This is a genomic window from Salinicoccus halodurans (genome assembly GCF_900114445.1).
Taxonomy (GTDB): domain Bacteria; phylum Bacillota; class Bacilli; order Staphylococcales; family Salinicoccaceae; genus Salinicoccus; species Salinicoccus halodurans.
Window position 1 is genome coordinate 150,884 of record NZ_FOTB01000004.1, and the last position, 15,079, is coordinate 165,962.

The window sequence follows — 15,079 nt, forward strand, 5'->3', positions numbered from 1 at the left end:
ATTGACAGACTATATTTCATTAATGTATTAACCTTTTCAAGTATTTCAAATGAAAATGATATTCATAAAATTTTATGTAAGCGTTTTTAAAAAGTGCGTTTAAAAGCGTTCCCCTACATATATTTGCATCAAAAAATCAAAAAAATCTGCAGCATCGAGCTGCAGATTTTTCCTGTTTAAGCCGTATGTGAAAAGAGAGACGGAATCATTTTCCTTTAAGTTCTTTCTTAGCCTCTTCGATCCATTCCGGCATCTTTTGTCTGATGGATTCGAATCCATATTTCTCCGTTTCCCTGATCTGCTCCAAAACAGACCGCCTGTCCCGCTTCTTTTCCTCACTCTTAAAGTATTCATTCTCTTTTAAAGTGAGATTCAGTTTGCCGTGTTTGTCCACGCTTAAAATTTTCGCTTTGACAATCTGACCTTTGGATAGAAACTGGTTTACATCATGGACATAATCGTTCATCACTTCCGAAATATGAATAAGTCCTTCTTGATTATCAGGGGTTTTGACAAAAGCGCCATACGGCTGGATGCCAGTCACTTTAACTTTTACGAACTGGCCTTTCCGATATTTTTTTGCCACTTATATTACCCCGCTTACTTTCGGTAGTACATACGCACTGCTTATTTTATCATATTAAATAATGATTATCTAATCATTGCCGGGTGATTTCAGACAGAAAAAACCGCAGTACAGCACTTCTTTGTGAAAGCACCGCCTGCGGTCAGGGTTCTTTATATAATTCAATGATTTTAAAAGCTTCCATTACAATCGGCCGGATGCGGTCCATCGGAATCGTTTCTTCAAAAGAGAAATGGAAAATATCCTGGATTCCAAAACCTGCCTTTTCCATATTACCTTCGTACTTGAAGAGCACATCCATGCTGTCGTAAATTTCAGCATCAAAGTCGAAAGCGTCTCTGCCTGCCAGCTCTAAATCCAGGGGATTCCAGTTTTTCAGCAGCCTGTATAACTCGACGTTACCTTCTGGACTCATCATTTTCTTCCTCATCCAGCCGTTTCAGCACCTGCTGTTCAAATGCCTTCATCTTCTCTTCCTGTTTCCGGGAATATTTTTTAACTATGCGAAACGCAATGTATGCCAAAAGGATACAGATTGCCAAAGCCAAAAAAGCCGGGATATATTCAGTCTTATCTTCCGGGAAATACAGAAACTCCATCATAGTTAATCACTCACCTTTATCTCAATAGATTATAACAAAGAATCTCCCGCCGTGTCTTATGCAGTTTGGCAATATTAGTGACTATTTTGTGATCGTTTCAGCACTAAATTGTTGAAATCGAAGTATAAATGTGCAGTAAAGATGATATCCGTGTTATCCAAATCAGCAAAACCTCTGTTGCATAACATTCCTGGTTATGCCGGAGACAGGCCACTACTTCTGCACGGAGGCCGGTAAACACATTTATCGGCCACGGTTTCCATAATGGAGGCCGACAAATACAAATATCGGCCTTCGTAACACAAATCACCGCATTCCATAAAATCACCAAAAAAGAGCAAATCCCCGAAAGGTTTTGCTCCCATTCCATCATTAGATGGATCAATCTCTTCTATATTACTGTACTTCGATATTTTCGATGACTACGTCTTCCACCGGACGGTCCTGAGCACCTGTTTCGACTGCTGCAATTTTTTCCACGATGTCATATCCTTCGATGACATGGCCGAATACTGTATGACGCTGGTCGAGCCATGGTGTGCCGCCGTTTTTAGTATATGCTTCAATAATTTCTGCAGGATAGCCTGCACCTTCCAGCTGCGTGAGCATCTGGGATGGCACTTCTTTCAGCTGTACGATGAAGAACTGGCTGCCGTTTGTGCCCGGGCCTGCATTGGCCATTGACAGTGCGCCGTAAAGATTGAATGCTTCTGTCGAGAATTCATCCTCGAATGATCCGCCGTAGATACTTTCACCGCCCATTCCTGTGCCTGTCGGGTCGCCGCCCTGGATCATGAAATCCTTTATTACACGGTGGAAAATCTGACCGTCATAGTAGCCGTTTTTCGCATGTGTTGTAAAGTTTTCTACTGTTTTCGGAGCGATGTCCTTGAAAAGTTTTACGCTTACGTCTCCATGGTTCGTATGGATGACCGCTTTAATCTCGTTTTCCTGCAGTTCATTGGTCAATTGTGGAAATGCCATTTTAATCCTCCTAAAAATTTCAAACGTTTCAGTTTTATAAATAAAAATATGAAAATTTTGTGACGCCAAATGCCTTTATTCCTATTTATACTATACAGTTATTTTAATTATTTTCAAACCCTATACATTTATTTAACCTGATGTTTCATGTATAATTTATCATATAATGTGCAAAGATTTGTACAATAACGAAGGAGGTCACACAGTGACGTTAATACATCTGGCGATTCTGCTGCCTGTCATTGCCGCCATTGGCATCGGCGTTCTTTACAGGTATTACAGACGTATACACCTGGGCTGGTTCGTCCTGCCTGTACCACTCCTGATTGTTATCTACTTGTTTACTCTGATCCCCCGGGTAATGAACGGGCAAGTGATATATGAAACAATGCAGTTCATGCCGCGGATCGGGATGAATTTCGATGTTTACATAGATGGTCTTGGACTGCTGTTCGCCATACTTATATCAGGAATCGGGGCGCTTGTCGTCCTATATTCAATCGGTTACCTTTCCACTAAAGAAAACCTGGGTAACTTCTATGTCTACCTTCTCATGTTCATGACTGCCATGCTCGGTATCGTGCTCAATGACAACGTAGTCATGCTCTACCTTTTCTGGGAATTGACTTCAATCTCCAGTTTTCTGCTCATCGCATTCTGGAACACACGTGACCGCTCACTGTATGGTGCCCTGAAATCGATGATCATTACAATGTTCGGCGGCTTCCTAATGCTCGGTGGATTCATCACCCTCTATCTGATTACAGATACATTCAGTATCAGAGGGATGATCGACGCTCTGCCGATGATACAGGAAAGTCCGCTTACACCATTTGCCATCGTGCTCATCCTGTTCGGTGCTTTCACAAAATCCGCACAGTTCCCATTCTACATCTGGCTTCCGGATGCCATGGAGGCACCTACACCAGTCAGTGCGTATCTGCACTCTGCCACTATGGTCAAAGCGGGAATCTATCTTGTTGCCCGTTTTACACCATTGTTTGCATTCTCAAACCTCTGGGTGTGGACGATCCTGATCGTCGGGCTGTTCACAATGACGTGGGCATCCTTCAATGCCATAAGGAAAGACGATCTAAAAGCAGTTCTCGCATTCTCCACCGTCTCCCAGCTTGGCCTCATCATGTCCTTACTGGGGCTCGGTGCCCTGAGCCTGGCTACAGGTGCAAATGACGAACTGTTCACAGTTGCAGTTGTTGCGGCTGTATTCCATACAATCAACCATGCAACTTTTAAAGGTGCATTATTCATGATTACCGGCATCGTCGATCACGAGACGGGTACAAGGAGCATGAAACGCCTCGGCGGCCTCCTTACCATCATGCCGATTTCGTTTACGATGACGGTCATCACAGCACTGTCAATGGCAGGTCTTCCGCCATTCAACGGCTTCCTTTCGAAGGAGTTGTTCCTGGAAGCAATGATCACTGTATTGAACGCTGACTTTGGAGCGATGGCGAGTGTCGACTTCCTCATCCCGCTGGTTGCGATCGTGGGAAGTATTTTCACTTTCATCTACTCTATTCTGATCATTTACGGCATTTTCTTCGGCGAACGTACGCATAATACGCCGAAAGAACCGCATGAAGCACCTGCGCTCATGCTTATTTCACCGGCGATACTTTCCCTGCTTGTCATTGTATTCGGGCTGTTCCCGAATATCCTGTCAGCCACAATCATCGATCCGGCGGCAATGAGCATCATGGCCAGTGATGCCCCGCTTGGCACCCATCTTGCAATGTGGCATGGTTTTGCCAATCCTGCACTGTGGGCGACAATCGCCATCGTCATCATCGGTTCGGTAATGTTCTACTTTAAGGATAAGTGGATGTTCATATACGACTATCATAAAGAAGCATTTACACTCAATTACCTGTATGACCAGGGACTCATGTACAGCCGCATCGGCTCACAGAAGATCACTGACGGCTATATGACAGGCTACATCCGGAACTATCTGGTATATATCTTCGGATTCTTCATCCTGATGGGTCTCATTACGCTGATGAACACCGGTCTCCACATGGATTTCAGCAATTTTGCATCTGTCGGGATACAGGAAGTCATACTGAGCCTTATCGTCCTCATTGCAACGGCGGTCATACTGATCACCCGTTCACGCATGGTGGCCATCATAATGCTCGGCTCCATCGGTTTCTCGATGGCACTGTTCTTCGTCTTCTTCAGAGCACCTGACCTGGCTCTGACACAGCTTGCGATAGAAACAGTAACGACGGCACTCTTCCTGGTATGTTTCTACCACCTTCCAAAGAAGAGCAGGCATGAAGAGCGCATGAGATTCAAATTTACGAATTTCATCATCTCACTCGGTGTGGGTGTACTTGCCATTGTAATTGGCCTGTCTGCGTTTTCAAACCGCCTTTTCGAGCCCATCAGTGAATTTCACATTGAAAACGTCTATGATCTGGCGGCCGGCGGCAACATGGTAAACGTTATACTTGTCGATTTCCGTGGATTTGATACTTTATTTGAAACATTCGTATTCGCTATTGCCGGCATTGGCATATACGGATTGATGAAATTGAAATTAAAGAGAAAGGATGAGGACAATGAAGAGCACGCTGAAGAAAGCAGGATATAACAAGGTACAAAAACAGGTCCATGATGTTTTCTTACAGTTTACTGCTAAAGTAGTATTTTTCATCATCATCCTGTTCGCTTTCAAATTATTTTTTGCCGGGCATTATACACCGGGCGGCGGTTTCGTCGGCGGACTGCTCGCAGCTGCTGCAATCATCCTTCTGCTGATTGCATTTGATCAGAAAACCGTCGAAAAGGTGATTCCGATCGATTTTAGACTACTGATTGCGGTGGGACTGGCGTTCGCTGCTGTACTGCCGACACTGTCATTCTTTTTTGGCACACCGTTCTTCACCCACCAGCACACATACGTCAATGTGCCTGTATTCGGCGAAGTGGCACTGCATTCTGCAGTAATCTTTGATATCGGGGTATTCCTGACTGTTGCAGGCTCGGCCCTCCTCATGATCAAGCTCATAGCAGAGGAGGATGCCTGATGGAACTGATAACGATTATTATAAGCGGTATCCTGATCGGCTCCTCCGTGTATCTGATGCTCTCAAAAAGCCTGATCAGGATCATCATCGGTACAGCGCTTCTGTCACATGGTGTCCATCTGATGCTGCTGACCATGGGAGAGCTGAAAAGGGGCAACGTGCCGGTACTGGATCCGGAAGTATCCAACTATACCGATCCTCTGCCGCAGGCAATGATTCTCACAGCAATTGTCATCGCCTTTGCACTTACCGCCTTCATCCTTGTACTTGCACTGAGAATGTACAAGGAAATCGGCACAGATAACGTAGAAGAAATGAAAGGAGTTCCACATGACGACTAATATATTAGCTTTATTACCGATAATGATCCCAATCTTTGCCGGGATCATCATGTTGTTCATGGGAAAACGCCCGGTGATGCACAGAGTCGTCTCCGGCATATCAGGACTCCTTATGATACTTGCAGCCATATGGATTGTGGCACATGTTTTTCAGAACGGCACAATGGTCACCTACATCGGTGACTGGATGGCTCCCTTCGGAATCAACGTTGTTATCGATATGGCATCCGCACTGCTGCTGCTGACCACATCGATCATTACATTTGCAGTCGTCGTCTACTCATTCCAGTCAATTGGAATCGAGAGGGAGAGATACTATTACTATGTAATGGTCATGTTCATGATTGCCGGTGTGAACGGTGCATTCTCCACCGGGGACATATTCAACATGTTCGTATTCTTCGAAGTATTCCTGCTTGCTTCGTATGTACTGATTACGCTCGGAGGAACCAAGATACAGCTGCAGGAAGGATTCAAATACCTGCTGGTCAACATGATATCGTCGAACTTCTTCGTCCTCGGCGTCGCTTATCTTTATTCCGTCACAGGTTCACTCAACATGGCGGATATTTACCTTAAGCTCGAGGATTATGACGGCAGTCTCGTAATCATGACGATCATCGCCGTAGTATTTATGTTCGTCTTTGCGACGAAAGCAGGGGTATTCCCGTTGTTCTTCTGGCTGCCGGGCTCCTATTACGCACCGCCGATGCCCGTCATTGCATTGTTCGGCGCCCTGCTGACAAAGGTCGGCATTTACGCAATTGCCCGGACTTACAGCCTGTTCTTCATAGACAACCAGGCATTCACCCATCAGGCACTGCTACTTCTGGCACTGCTGACAATCATACTCGGCTCTGTCGGTGCAATGGCATACACGGACATGAAGAAAGTCATCATATACAACATTCTGATTGCTGTCGGCATCATCCTTGTCGGCTTCTCATTAATGGATGAAGTGGGCACCATCGGTGCGATGTATTATCTCATCCATGATATGATCATCAAAGCTGCACTGTTCATGCTCGTCGGCTTCATCATATACCGGACGGGAAAGGCCGACTCCGAACGGCTTGGCGGACTGATCAGGAAACATCCGGTCACCGGATGGATGTTCCTTGTCGCAGGCTTTGCACTTGCAGGTGTACCGCCGCTGTCAGGATTCTACGGCAAATTCTTCATCGTGCAGTCCGCTTTTGACAACGACCATTACATCGCCGGCATCATTGTACTTGTTTCGAGTCTGGCCGTACTCGTGTCGGTTGTACGCATATTCATGAATGTTTTCTGGAGGGAAGAAATGGACTTCAGCACATTGAAGCCAATTAAGAGTGATAAGCTGCTCTTCTCCTCCATCGGACTCGTCATCGTATCCGTAACTTTCGGCCTTGCAGCAGATTTCCTTTATCCATTCTTTGAGATGGCCGCATCATCATTCCATGATCCGGCATCTTATGCCAGCTATTTAACGGAGGTGGAATAGATGCCATTACAAATACTGATCAACCTATTCCTTGCCGTAGTCTGGATGTTCATGGGTTCTGAATTCAGCGTTGCATCATTCACTACCGGCTATATCATGGGACTTGTCGCGGTATTCCTGTTGCGCAGCTTCCTGCCCGGTTCCTTTTACGTCAAACGCGTCTGGCGCATCGTCAAGTTGTTCTTCATCTTCATAATAGAAATGGTGAAAGCAAATATTGATGTCGTCAAAATCGTACTCAGTCCAAAAATTGATGTACATCCCGGGTTCTATGCATACCCCTGCGATCTGGAGGAAGACTGGGAAGTCGTACTGCTGGCTTCGCTGATCACTCTGACTCCCGGGACAGTGGTGGTCGCCATATCCGATGACCACTCGACGATATATATCCACGGGGTGGATATGAGAAGCGCCGAAGAGGAGATCGAAAATATTAAAAACGCTTTTGAAAAAGAAATCAAAGAGGTGGCGAAACCATGAACACTTTCCTTGACGTAGTCATTATATTCTCAATCATCGTTTTAGCTTTCGCCATGCTCGGCATGGTCTACCGCATGCTCAAGGGACCGACACTTCATGACAAGCTTGTCGCACTCGATGCATTCGGTGTCCTGCTTATGGGTATGATCGCCCTGACGGCAATGATGCTTCAGACAACCTACCTGCTCGTAGTCGTACTGCTGATCGGGATCATTGCTTTCGTTGCAACCATTGCTTTCGCAAAATTCCTGGAGAAAGGCGTGATTATCCAATATGATAGAAATAGTGATGAGTAGCATTATCGCCTTCTTCATACTCGGCGGTGCGTTCTTCGGATTCGTCGCCGCCGTCGGTGTCATCCGCCTGCCGGATATGTATACGAGACTCCACGCGGCATCCAAGAGTTCGACGCTCGGCGTCATGATGATGATGACCGGCACATTCCTCTATTTCTGGTATATAGAAGGACATGTCGATACTGAGCTGATTCTGGCAGTCCTGTTCATTTTCATCACTGCACCGGTTGCAGCACATCTTCTCTCAAGAAGTGCCTTCCACGCAGATGTGGAACCGTATCAGCTGACAATATTAAACGAGCTGAAACGTGATGAGACGGGTGCTCCGAAAGATGATCACGGCGAAAGAGTGATCATTGAAGGCAAACGCAGACCTGAACTCGAAAACAGAGAGCCCGAAAAATAGACGCATCCCCGGTCCAAAACGGATCGGGGTTTTCTTATGCAAAAATAAAAGACTCCTTGCGGAGTCCCTTTCTGTTATATGATATTATCTCTTTTTCTTTACTGCCATCGTACATCTGGACAGACATACGAGATCATCCTCTTCGTCTGTAATTTCGATTTCCCAGATCTGTGTAGTGCGTCCCTGATGCCGGCATCCGGCTGTTGCAGTGAGTATGCCGTCTTGTTTCGTTTTGAGATGGTTCGCATTGATTTCCATCCCGAAAGTAATTTCATCGTCCGCAATCTGACGGGCGGCACCGATGCTTGCTGCAGACTCAGCCAGGACGACGTTGGCGCCGCCGTGGAGATATCCGTATGGCTGCAGCACTTTCTCGGTTACCGGCATCTGCATCACCATCAGCCCTTTTTCTTCCCGTACAATCTCAATTCCGAGCAGGTCGATGAGCCCCTCCGCCCTACTCATGCACATCACCTGTTTCCAGGTATTTCACGACTGTATGGATCATCACGCCTGTTGCCCCTGCCGGACCGTACGGTGTGCGTTTCGATGCTGTTCCGGTGCCTGCGATGTCAAAGTGCACCCACGGTGTACCATTGGCAAACTGTTTGATGAAGCAGGCGGCAAATGAAGCCCTTCCCGGTTTCTCGACGTGATTCGTCAGATCCGCGATGTTTGAGGATTTTACATTCTTTTCTTCGATTTCCGTAATTGGAAGCTGCCAGATCTCTTCGCCCGTTTCTCTGCTGATGTCAAAGAAAGGCGTCAGGAATCCTGGCTTTTTATTAGTGAATATGCCTGAACGCTTTGTTCCAAGTGCGGCTACGACTGCACCGGTCAGCGTGGCAAAATCCATGATCAGGCTGGGTGAATACTGTGACGCATGGAATACGGCGTCCCCCAGTACCAGCCGGCCTTCAGCATCCGTATTCTTCACTTCGACTGTCTGGCCGCTGTATGATGTATAGACATCATCCGGACGCATGCCGTTGCCGTCTACCATGTTCTCAGCGAGAGCAATTACGCCGACAACATGGACAGGCAGTTCCAACTCACTCACTGCATGCATCATGCCGATGACATTTGCCGCCCCGCTCATGTCATACTTCATACCGGGCATTCCTGTTTTGGATTTGATGGAATAACCGCCGGTATCGTAAGTCACACCCTTGCCGACAAGTGCAACCGGTCTGCAGGACTCTGCCGAAGGATGCTTGTATTCGATCGTCACGAGCCGCGGTTTTGCTTTGGAGGCTTTTCCTACGGCAGTAATGAGTCCGTAGCCTTCCTCTTCCAGCGTTTCATCGTCTTTCACCCTGCCCGAGATGTATTTGCGGTCTTTGAAGATTGCCGCAACTTTATCCGCCATATGTTCCGGTGTCATGATATTCGGGGGTGTTTCACTGAAATTCCGTGCCATCGCAATGCTTTCTCCGAGTCTGACACCACGGCTGACCGGTTCCCTGACATCCCTGCTGCCTGTAATAAGCAGTGCAGCTTCATCTGAGAATAAAGGTCCGCGGTCCGTTTTATAGGATTCAAATTCATAGATGCTGATTACGGACATCAGTCCGAGTGCTTCAGCCAGTTTTTCCTGATCATACGGGAATGTACCCATCAGCAGCTGGCCTTCTTTCGTACCCGTATCCTTTAAGTATTGAAACAGCTTTCCCAGATATCTTTGGATATCGGTCTGATCCAGTCCGGCCGCATCTCCAAGTCCCACAGCAATCACTTTACGGTAATCCGTCTGGATGGTTACGCCTGTCGTCGTGACCACACCCGGTTCTGCCGACAGCACTTTCTCTTCAACGATACGTGCGGTAAGTCCGTTTAGAAGTGTATCCACTTCCTCGAAATTATCCATCTCTCTGAAATTAGCCGGCAATCCGATTATAATTGGTGCTTCTGTTACTGTATAGTTTTCGCGGTAGTCGAATTTCATGGTTTTTCCCCCTTAGAACATCTGGTATCCTGCCTTGCGGAGGTAGCGTATCGTCATTCCCGCAAGTATCGTGCCGACAAGTCCGCTTAACAGCATCAGAATGTCTGCAGTATACAGATTTACCAGTTTTGTGCCCAATGTGCTGAACGCCTCTTTTGTAGCTGTAAAATAATCTGCCGTCGAAATGCCATCTACAATCATAAGTACAATGAATGGATAGATGCCGACCATGAGCCATGTCACTTTCAATATCATGTTCAATAAAAAGCTGATGCCGTAGAACAGGACGAAGAACAGAAGCATGGATATTACAAGTTGAACTATTGACATAAATCTGTTGCCTCCATATTAAAAAAGGCATGGGCATTGAATCAATACCCATGCCGATCTTATCAATTAAATCAGAAAAATTTACCTTTGGAGTAAGCAAGCATTGGTCCGCCGATTTTAAGGATTGCCCTTGAATCGATGACACGCTTCATGAAGGCTGCTTTCTTGCCTTTGATTTCACGGCCCATGACAATTCCGATTCCATCTTTGGAGCCGAGGGAACATACAGTACCCTTATCATCATACTTGAACGGTTCTTTCTTATCTCCTTTAAGAGTGAGCTCGATATTTTTGGCAACGTGCTCACCGAGCTGCATGGCAATCTGTGCAGTTGTCGGGTAAGGCCGTGCATCGTCACCTTCGCCGTTCATTACTGCCGCCACGTCACCGATGACGTAGATATCTTCGTAGCCTTCGATTGTAAGATCAGGCTTTACAACGATCCGGCCGCGTTTCACGCCGTCGAATGACTCTTCCATCAGACTGTTTCCGCGGACGCCCGCAGTCCAGATTACACTGCTTGCTTCCAGCTGCTGTTCTTCATCATCAATTTTAACGACAAATCCATCTTCGTTCGCCGCCACAATTGGAGTGCCGATCATGAATTTGGCGCCGCGGTCTTCCAGATACTTGACCGCGTAATCTGTAAGGTTTTCAGGGAACATCGGCAGCATCGAAGGTGCCGCCTCTACACAGGTCAGGTTGACTTTGCTGTAGTCGATGCCGTATTTTTCACACAGCACAGGGACGCTTTCCACAAGTTCGCCAAGGAACTCGACACCTGTGAAGCCAGCGCCGCCCACCAGGATGGAAATATCCTTTTCCGCTCCTGAATTTTTATAGTTTGCGAAATTCCTCTCGATCTCATGACGTGCAGCAAGAGCAGTTTGAGGGCTGACGATGGAATGTGCATGCTCTTCCATACCTTCAATGCCGAACGTTTCACTTTCAAAGCCAAGTGCTGTAACGAGGATGTCGTATTCGAAATCACCCTGGTTTGTTTCCACACGCTTTTCATCCTTATGGATTGCAGTCACTTCTGCAGGGACGAATTTGACTTTGGAAGCGTCTACAACCTTGCTGACCGGATAGACTCCGTCCTCCCAGTCAATCGTACCGGCTGCTGTTTCATGGAGCCATGTCGCTTCATAATGGTATTCATTTTTGTTGATAAGTGTGATGTCTGCATCCTGATGACCCAGCAGTTTCTGTAATTTTGAAACTGTCTGAAGACCTGCGTATCCCGCACCCAGTACAAGGATTTTTTTTCGCTCAAAACTCATTATATGTCACCTTTTCTCTCCAATTATTTATGGTTTAATGCTTTTTTAGCCATAATCAAAATCGCTAATATTAGTCACTCCTAATATTAGCGATTTTCTTCACATATTTCAAGCCATTTAAGCTGAATAATTAACAATCCTCAGGCTGTCCTGCAACTTGTTTCGTACGGAACGAAGATCCGCATCCGCATGAAAGTGACGCATTTGGGTTTTCAATCGTAAAGCCTCCGCCCATGAGCGATTGTTTGAAGTCGATTACAGTGCCGTCTACAACCGGCAGATCATATTTATCAACAAGAACTTTAACACCGTAAAATTCGTATTCTTCATCACGTTCCTGCTTTTCCGTTTCAGCAGCCATACCGTAAGTCAGACCGGTACATCCGCCGCCCTGGACTTTGAATCTGAGGAATCCATCCGGCATGTCATTATTTTTGAGCATATCCTGAACTTCGTATGCAGCACCTTCGGTCAATTCAATTGCCATAATATCACTCCTCCATTTATTCCATTATATATCACCATGGGTTCCTAACTCAAATCTTCAAACCATGATTCCTCTTCTTCTTTCAACTTGTCAATTCTTTTATAGATTTTTTCAAGCAGTTTTTCGGGAGTCGTCGCACTGACTATCCTGCCTTCGACCAGAACGAAAAATGCTTTGCTGCAAAGACCGCAGTTGTTGAGACATCCATAATCGAGGACATCGATTTCCGGGTCTGCCTCAAGTGTCTGATATAACTCTCCGGTTCCTTTCAGCATGTTCGAAGAACAGAATTCGACCAATGTAAACATTGCGGTCACCTCCTGTGATCATTATTACAACTTCCATTGTAGTTTCCAGTTTTAACTATTATACTGTATATAATAGAATTTCTAAACAAGGCGGTACTGATATGAAGAAAATAGTTTGTCTCGGCGGCGGCTATGGCAACATGCGATTTATCCAGCGCATGCTCCCGAAACTGCCATCCGGTTACAGCATTACACTCGTTGATATGAATCCATATCACGGACTTAAAACCGAGTACTATGCACTTGCTGCAGGTACTAAAAGTGAAAAGAAAGTACGTGTTGACTTCCCCGATGATGACAATGTGGAAGTGCTGTTTGACACAATCACAGAAATCGACATCGAAAACGGGAGGGTCATTCTCGAACACGGTACTTTGGACTATGACAAGCTCATCATCGGACTCGGCTGCGTTGACAAGTACCATGATGTGCCAGGTGCATCCGAACATACATTCAGCATCCAGACACTCAGAAAATCACGTGCCACGTACGAACAGATCGGCCAGCTGAAGCCCAATGCGACAGTCGGCATCGTCGGTGCCGGACTCAGCGGCATAGAAATTGCAAGTGAACTCCGCGAATCAAGGAATGATCTCGCAATCAAGCTGTTTGACCGCGGCGAACGCATATTGCCGATGTATCCAGCGAGACTGAGTGCCTATGTCAAAAGGTGGTTCGATGAAAATGACGTGGAAGTCATCCCGAATTCAAACATCGTCAAAGTCGAAGCAGACAAAGTCTACAACAACAATGATTCCCACGATGTCGACATGTGCGTCTGGACCGCAGGCGTCCAGCCTGTGGAAGTGGTACGCAACCTTCCGGTTGAATTCGGTCCCGGCGGACGTGTTGAACTCAATCAGTATCATCAGATTCCGGGCTACCGCAACGTATACGTCGTCGGTGATTGTGCAGCGCTTGAACATGCGCCCTCCGCGCAGGTCGCCGAAGGTCAGGCCGAGCAGATAGCAGAAGTGATCGATGATATTCTGCAGGGCAGGGAACTGCCGGGAGAAATGCCTGAGATTAAAATGCAGGGCATACTCGGATCACTCGGCTCCAAAGAAGGCTTCGCCTACCTGAAAGAACGTACAGTCACAGGCCGCATCGCACGCATGCTGAAGAGCGGCGTACTCTGGATGTACAAGCTTGGAAATAATTAAGATCTTTCATAAAGACAGAAAAGAGCCCCTGCAGAAACTGCTGAGGGCTCTTGTTATGTCAAAATAATTTCACTTAGAAAACCTGTTCCACTTCTACGAAGCCTGGAACTTCCTCAAGTAAAGCACGCTCAATGCCTGCTTTAAGTGTGATTGTGGAACTTGGGCATGTACCGCACGCCCCAAGAAGGCGGAGCTTCACGATGCCGTCTTCCACATCCACGAGTTCACAGTCTCCTCCGTCCCTAAGCAGAAACGGGCGCAATTTATCTAAAACTTCATCAACCTGTTCAAACATTGTATCTTGTCCAATTGTCATTCCAGTTCACTCCCTATCAATTCATACGCAAATTCTTGTATCTATATTATAATGGATACAGCAGAAAAAATCCATCATCTGAAAGGAGTAGTTTAAAATGAAATATGTTGTGAATGTTTACGGGCGTGATGTCGTGTGTGCAAGCTGCGTCAATGCTCCAGGCTCAAAAGATACGTATGACTGGCTGCAGGCGGTATTGGGCAGAAAATATCCCGACCATGATCTGTACTTCAATTATATCGATATGGACCGTGATGAAAATCTTTCGGACTATGATCAGAGCATCATCGAACGCATAAATGAGGACGAGCTTTTCTACCCGCTCGTTGCAATCAACGATGAAATTGTCCAGGACGGCTATGTCCAGCTGAAACCGATCCAGAGATGGATGGACGCGAAAACAGCATAAAAACTCCCCCGTGCAGAAGCCAGGGGAGTTTCATTATACGGCCGGTCTCAGACCCCTGGCATAGAGTGTTCTTGCGAACATTGCCGTCAGCACTGTAATGATCGTATCCTTGATGGCGAACGGCACCACTGTGACCATGAGTGCTTCGATCAGACTGACCGGTGTGCCGATGACCTGGTTCATGATGAATACGAAATACAGGAAACCGAATATATAGATGACGGCAAGTGCAAGCATGCCGAAACCTGATGCTTTGAGCAGACTTTTATTGTTACCCGATCCAAACCCGGCGATGAATGCCGCTGGAATATATCCGATGATGAAACCGAATGACGGTGAAACCAGTGAACCGATGCCGCCGCTTCCTGCAAATACCGGAACGCCGGCGAGGCCGACAAGCATATATACAAGTGTACTCAATGCACCGAGCTTCGGCCCGAGCAGGAATCCGGCCAACAGTACCATCGGAACCTGGAATGTGACCGGCACCGGTCCAATCGGTATCCTGATCTGTGCGCCAACTGCAATGACCGCTGCGAACAATGCGGCATAGATAATATGTTTTGTCTTCATGTGATGTCCCCTTTTTATGTATTATAGGGAT

General features: G+C 46.5%; 21 protein-coding genes. 9 read left to right on the forward strand and 12 right to left on the reverse strand.

Annotated elements, in window-relative coordinates:
* Window positions 1-205: 205 nt before the first annotated feature.
* From ygs to BM271_RS09270, 4 genes are all read right to left on the reverse strand, one after another.
* The gene (gene ygs / locus BM271_RS09255) at window positions 206-586 is read right to left on the reverse strand and encodes a S1 domain-containing post-transcriptional regulator Ygs (protein ID WP_046789502.1); all 381 of its coding nucleotides are present in this window, start codon (window positions 584-586) and stop codon (window positions 206-208) included.
* A gap of 142 nt (window positions 587-728) precedes the next feature.
* Window positions 729-1,004, reverse strand: a complete 276-nt coding sequence (locus BM271_RS09260) for a DUF1871 family protein (RefSeq protein ID WP_158462219.1) — start codon at window positions 1,002-1,004, stop codon at window positions 729-731.
* Window positions 985-1,188 (reverse strand): hypothetical protein, encoded by a 204-nt coding sequence (locus BM271_RS09265; RefSeq protein ID WP_046789500.1) that lies wholly within the window; start codon window positions 1,186-1,188, stop codon window positions 985-987. The genes BM271_RS09260 and BM271_RS09265 overlap by 20 nt, the downstream gene beginning before the upstream one ends.
* A gap of 396 nt (window positions 1,189-1,584) precedes the next feature.
* Entirely contained in the window at window positions 1,585-2,172 is a 588-nt protein-coding gene (locus BM271_RS09270; RefSeq protein WP_046789499.1) for a peptidylprolyl isomerase, read from the reverse strand.
* A gap of 205 nt (window positions 2,173-2,377) precedes the next feature.
* Here BM271_RS09270 and BM271_RS09275 point away from each other — a divergent pair, with 205 nt between their 5' ends.
* Genes BM271_RS09275 through mnhG form a run of 7 tightly spaced genes read left to right on the forward strand, consistent with a single transcriptional unit; the run spans window position 2,378 to window position 8,234 of the window.
* Window positions 2,378-4,792 (forward strand): Na+/H+ antiporter subunit A, encoded by a 2,415-nt coding sequence (locus BM271_RS09275; protein ID WP_046789498.1) that lies wholly within the window; start codon window positions 2,378-2,380, stop codon window positions 4,790-4,792.
* Window positions 4,761-5,228 carry a Na(+)/H(+) antiporter subunit B gene (locus tag BM271_RS09280; RefSeq protein WP_046789497.1) on the forward strand — a complete coding sequence of 156 codons (468 nt, stop codon included), beginning with the start codon at window positions 4,761-4,763 and terminating at the stop codon, window positions 5,226-5,228. The genes BM271_RS09275 and BM271_RS09280 overlap by 32 nt, the downstream gene beginning before the upstream one ends.
* Window positions 5,228-5,569, forward strand: coding sequence for a Na(+)/H(+) antiporter subunit C (locus BM271_RS09285; RefSeq protein ID WP_046789496.1), 342 nt, complete (start codon window positions 5,228-5,230; stop codon window positions 5,567-5,569). Before BM271_RS09280 ends, BM271_RS09285 begins: the two co-directional genes overlap by 1 nt.
* Window positions 5,559-7,052, forward strand: coding sequence for a Na+/H+ antiporter subunit D (locus BM271_RS09290; RefSeq protein ID WP_046789495.1), 1,494 nt, complete (start codon window positions 5,559-5,561; stop codon window positions 7,050-7,052). The genes BM271_RS09285 and BM271_RS09290 overlap by 11 nt, the downstream gene beginning before the upstream one ends.
* Entirely contained in the window at window positions 7,053-7,532 is a 480-nt protein-coding gene (locus tag BM271_RS09295; RefSeq protein ID WP_046789494.1) for a Na+/H+ antiporter subunit E, read from the forward strand.
* A complete protein-coding gene (locus BM271_RS09300; RefSeq protein ID WP_046789493.1) occupies window positions 7,529-7,828 on the forward strand; it encodes a Na(+)/H(+) antiporter subunit F1 in 300 nt (99 codons plus the stop codon). Before BM271_RS09295 ends, BM271_RS09300 begins: the two co-directional genes overlap by 4 nt.
* Window positions 7,821-8,234, forward strand: a complete 414-nt coding sequence (gene mnhG / locus BM271_RS09305) for a monovalent cation/H(+) antiporter subunit G (protein ID WP_338061315.1) — start codon at window positions 7,821-7,823, stop codon at window positions 8,232-8,234. Before BM271_RS09300 ends, mnhG begins: the two co-directional genes overlap by 8 nt.
* Window positions 8,235-8,318: 84 nt before the next feature.
* Here mnhG and BM271_RS09310 read toward each other — a convergent pair whose 3' ends face one another.
* The 6 genes from BM271_RS09310 to BM271_RS09335 all read right to left on the reverse strand — a co-directional run bounded on the left by BM271_RS09310 (window position 8,319) and on the right by BM271_RS09335 (window position 12,587).
* Window positions 8,319-8,699, reverse strand: coding sequence for a PaaI family thioesterase (locus tag BM271_RS09310; RefSeq protein WP_046789492.1), 381 nt, complete (start codon window positions 8,697-8,699; stop codon window positions 8,319-8,321).
* Entirely contained in the window at window positions 8,692-10,179 is a 1,488-nt protein-coding gene (locus tag BM271_RS09315) for a leucyl aminopeptidase (protein WP_046789491.1), read from the reverse strand. The genes BM271_RS09310 and BM271_RS09315 overlap by 8 nt, the downstream gene beginning before the upstream one ends.
* Window positions 10,180-10,191: 12 nt before the next feature.
* Window positions 10,192-10,509, reverse strand: coding sequence for a YuiB family protein (locus BM271_RS09320; protein WP_046789490.1), 318 nt, complete (start codon window positions 10,507-10,509; stop codon window positions 10,192-10,194).
* Window positions 10,510-10,580: 71 nt separating this feature from the next.
* Entirely contained in the window at window positions 10,581-11,792 is a 1,212-nt protein-coding gene (locus BM271_RS09325) for an NAD(P)/FAD-dependent oxidoreductase (RefSeq protein ID WP_046789489.1), read from the reverse strand.
* Between the two features lie 130 nt (window positions 11,793-11,922).
* On the reverse strand, window positions 11,923-12,279 hold the full coding sequence (locus BM271_RS09330; protein ID WP_046789488.1) for a HesB/IscA family protein: 357 nt from the start codon (window positions 12,277-12,279) through the stop codon (window positions 11,923-11,925).
* 44 nt (window positions 12,280-12,323) lie between these two features.
* On the reverse strand, window positions 12,324-12,587 hold the full coding sequence (locus BM271_RS09335) for a YuzB family protein (RefSeq protein ID WP_046789487.1): 264 nt from the start codon (window positions 12,585-12,587) through the stop codon (window positions 12,324-12,326).
* 101 nt (window positions 12,588-12,688) lie between these two features.
* On the opposite strand from BM271_RS09335, the gene BM271_RS09340 reads away from it, so the two are divergent.
* Window positions 12,689-13,750 carry an NAD(P)/FAD-dependent oxidoreductase gene (locus tag BM271_RS09340; protein ID WP_046789486.1) on the forward strand — a complete coding sequence of 354 codons (1,062 nt, stop codon included), beginning with the start codon at window positions 12,689-12,691 and terminating at the stop codon, window positions 13,748-13,750.
* Between the two features lie 73 nt (window positions 13,751-13,823).
* On the opposite strand, the gene BM271_RS09345 is transcribed toward BM271_RS09340, so the two are convergent.
* Window positions 13,824-14,066 carry a NifU family protein gene (locus BM271_RS09345; RefSeq protein ID WP_046789485.1) on the reverse strand — a complete coding sequence of 81 codons (243 nt, stop codon included), beginning with the start codon at window positions 14,064-14,066 and terminating at the stop codon, window positions 13,824-13,826.
* Between the two features lie 97 nt (window positions 14,067-14,163).
* Here BM271_RS09345 and BM271_RS09350 point away from each other — a divergent pair, with 97 nt between their 5' ends.
* Entirely contained in the window at window positions 14,164-14,475 is a 312-nt protein-coding gene (locus tag BM271_RS09350; RefSeq protein WP_046789484.1) for a YuzD family protein, read from the forward strand.
* A 33-nt stretch (window positions 14,476-14,508) separates the two neighbouring features.
* On the opposite strand, the gene BM271_RS09355 is transcribed toward BM271_RS09350, so the two are convergent.
* Window positions 14,509-15,048, reverse strand: a complete 540-nt coding sequence (locus BM271_RS09355; RefSeq protein ID WP_046789483.1) for a biotin transporter BioY — start codon at window positions 15,046-15,048, stop codon at window positions 14,509-14,511.
* Window positions 15,049-15,079 lie beyond the last annotated feature (31 nt).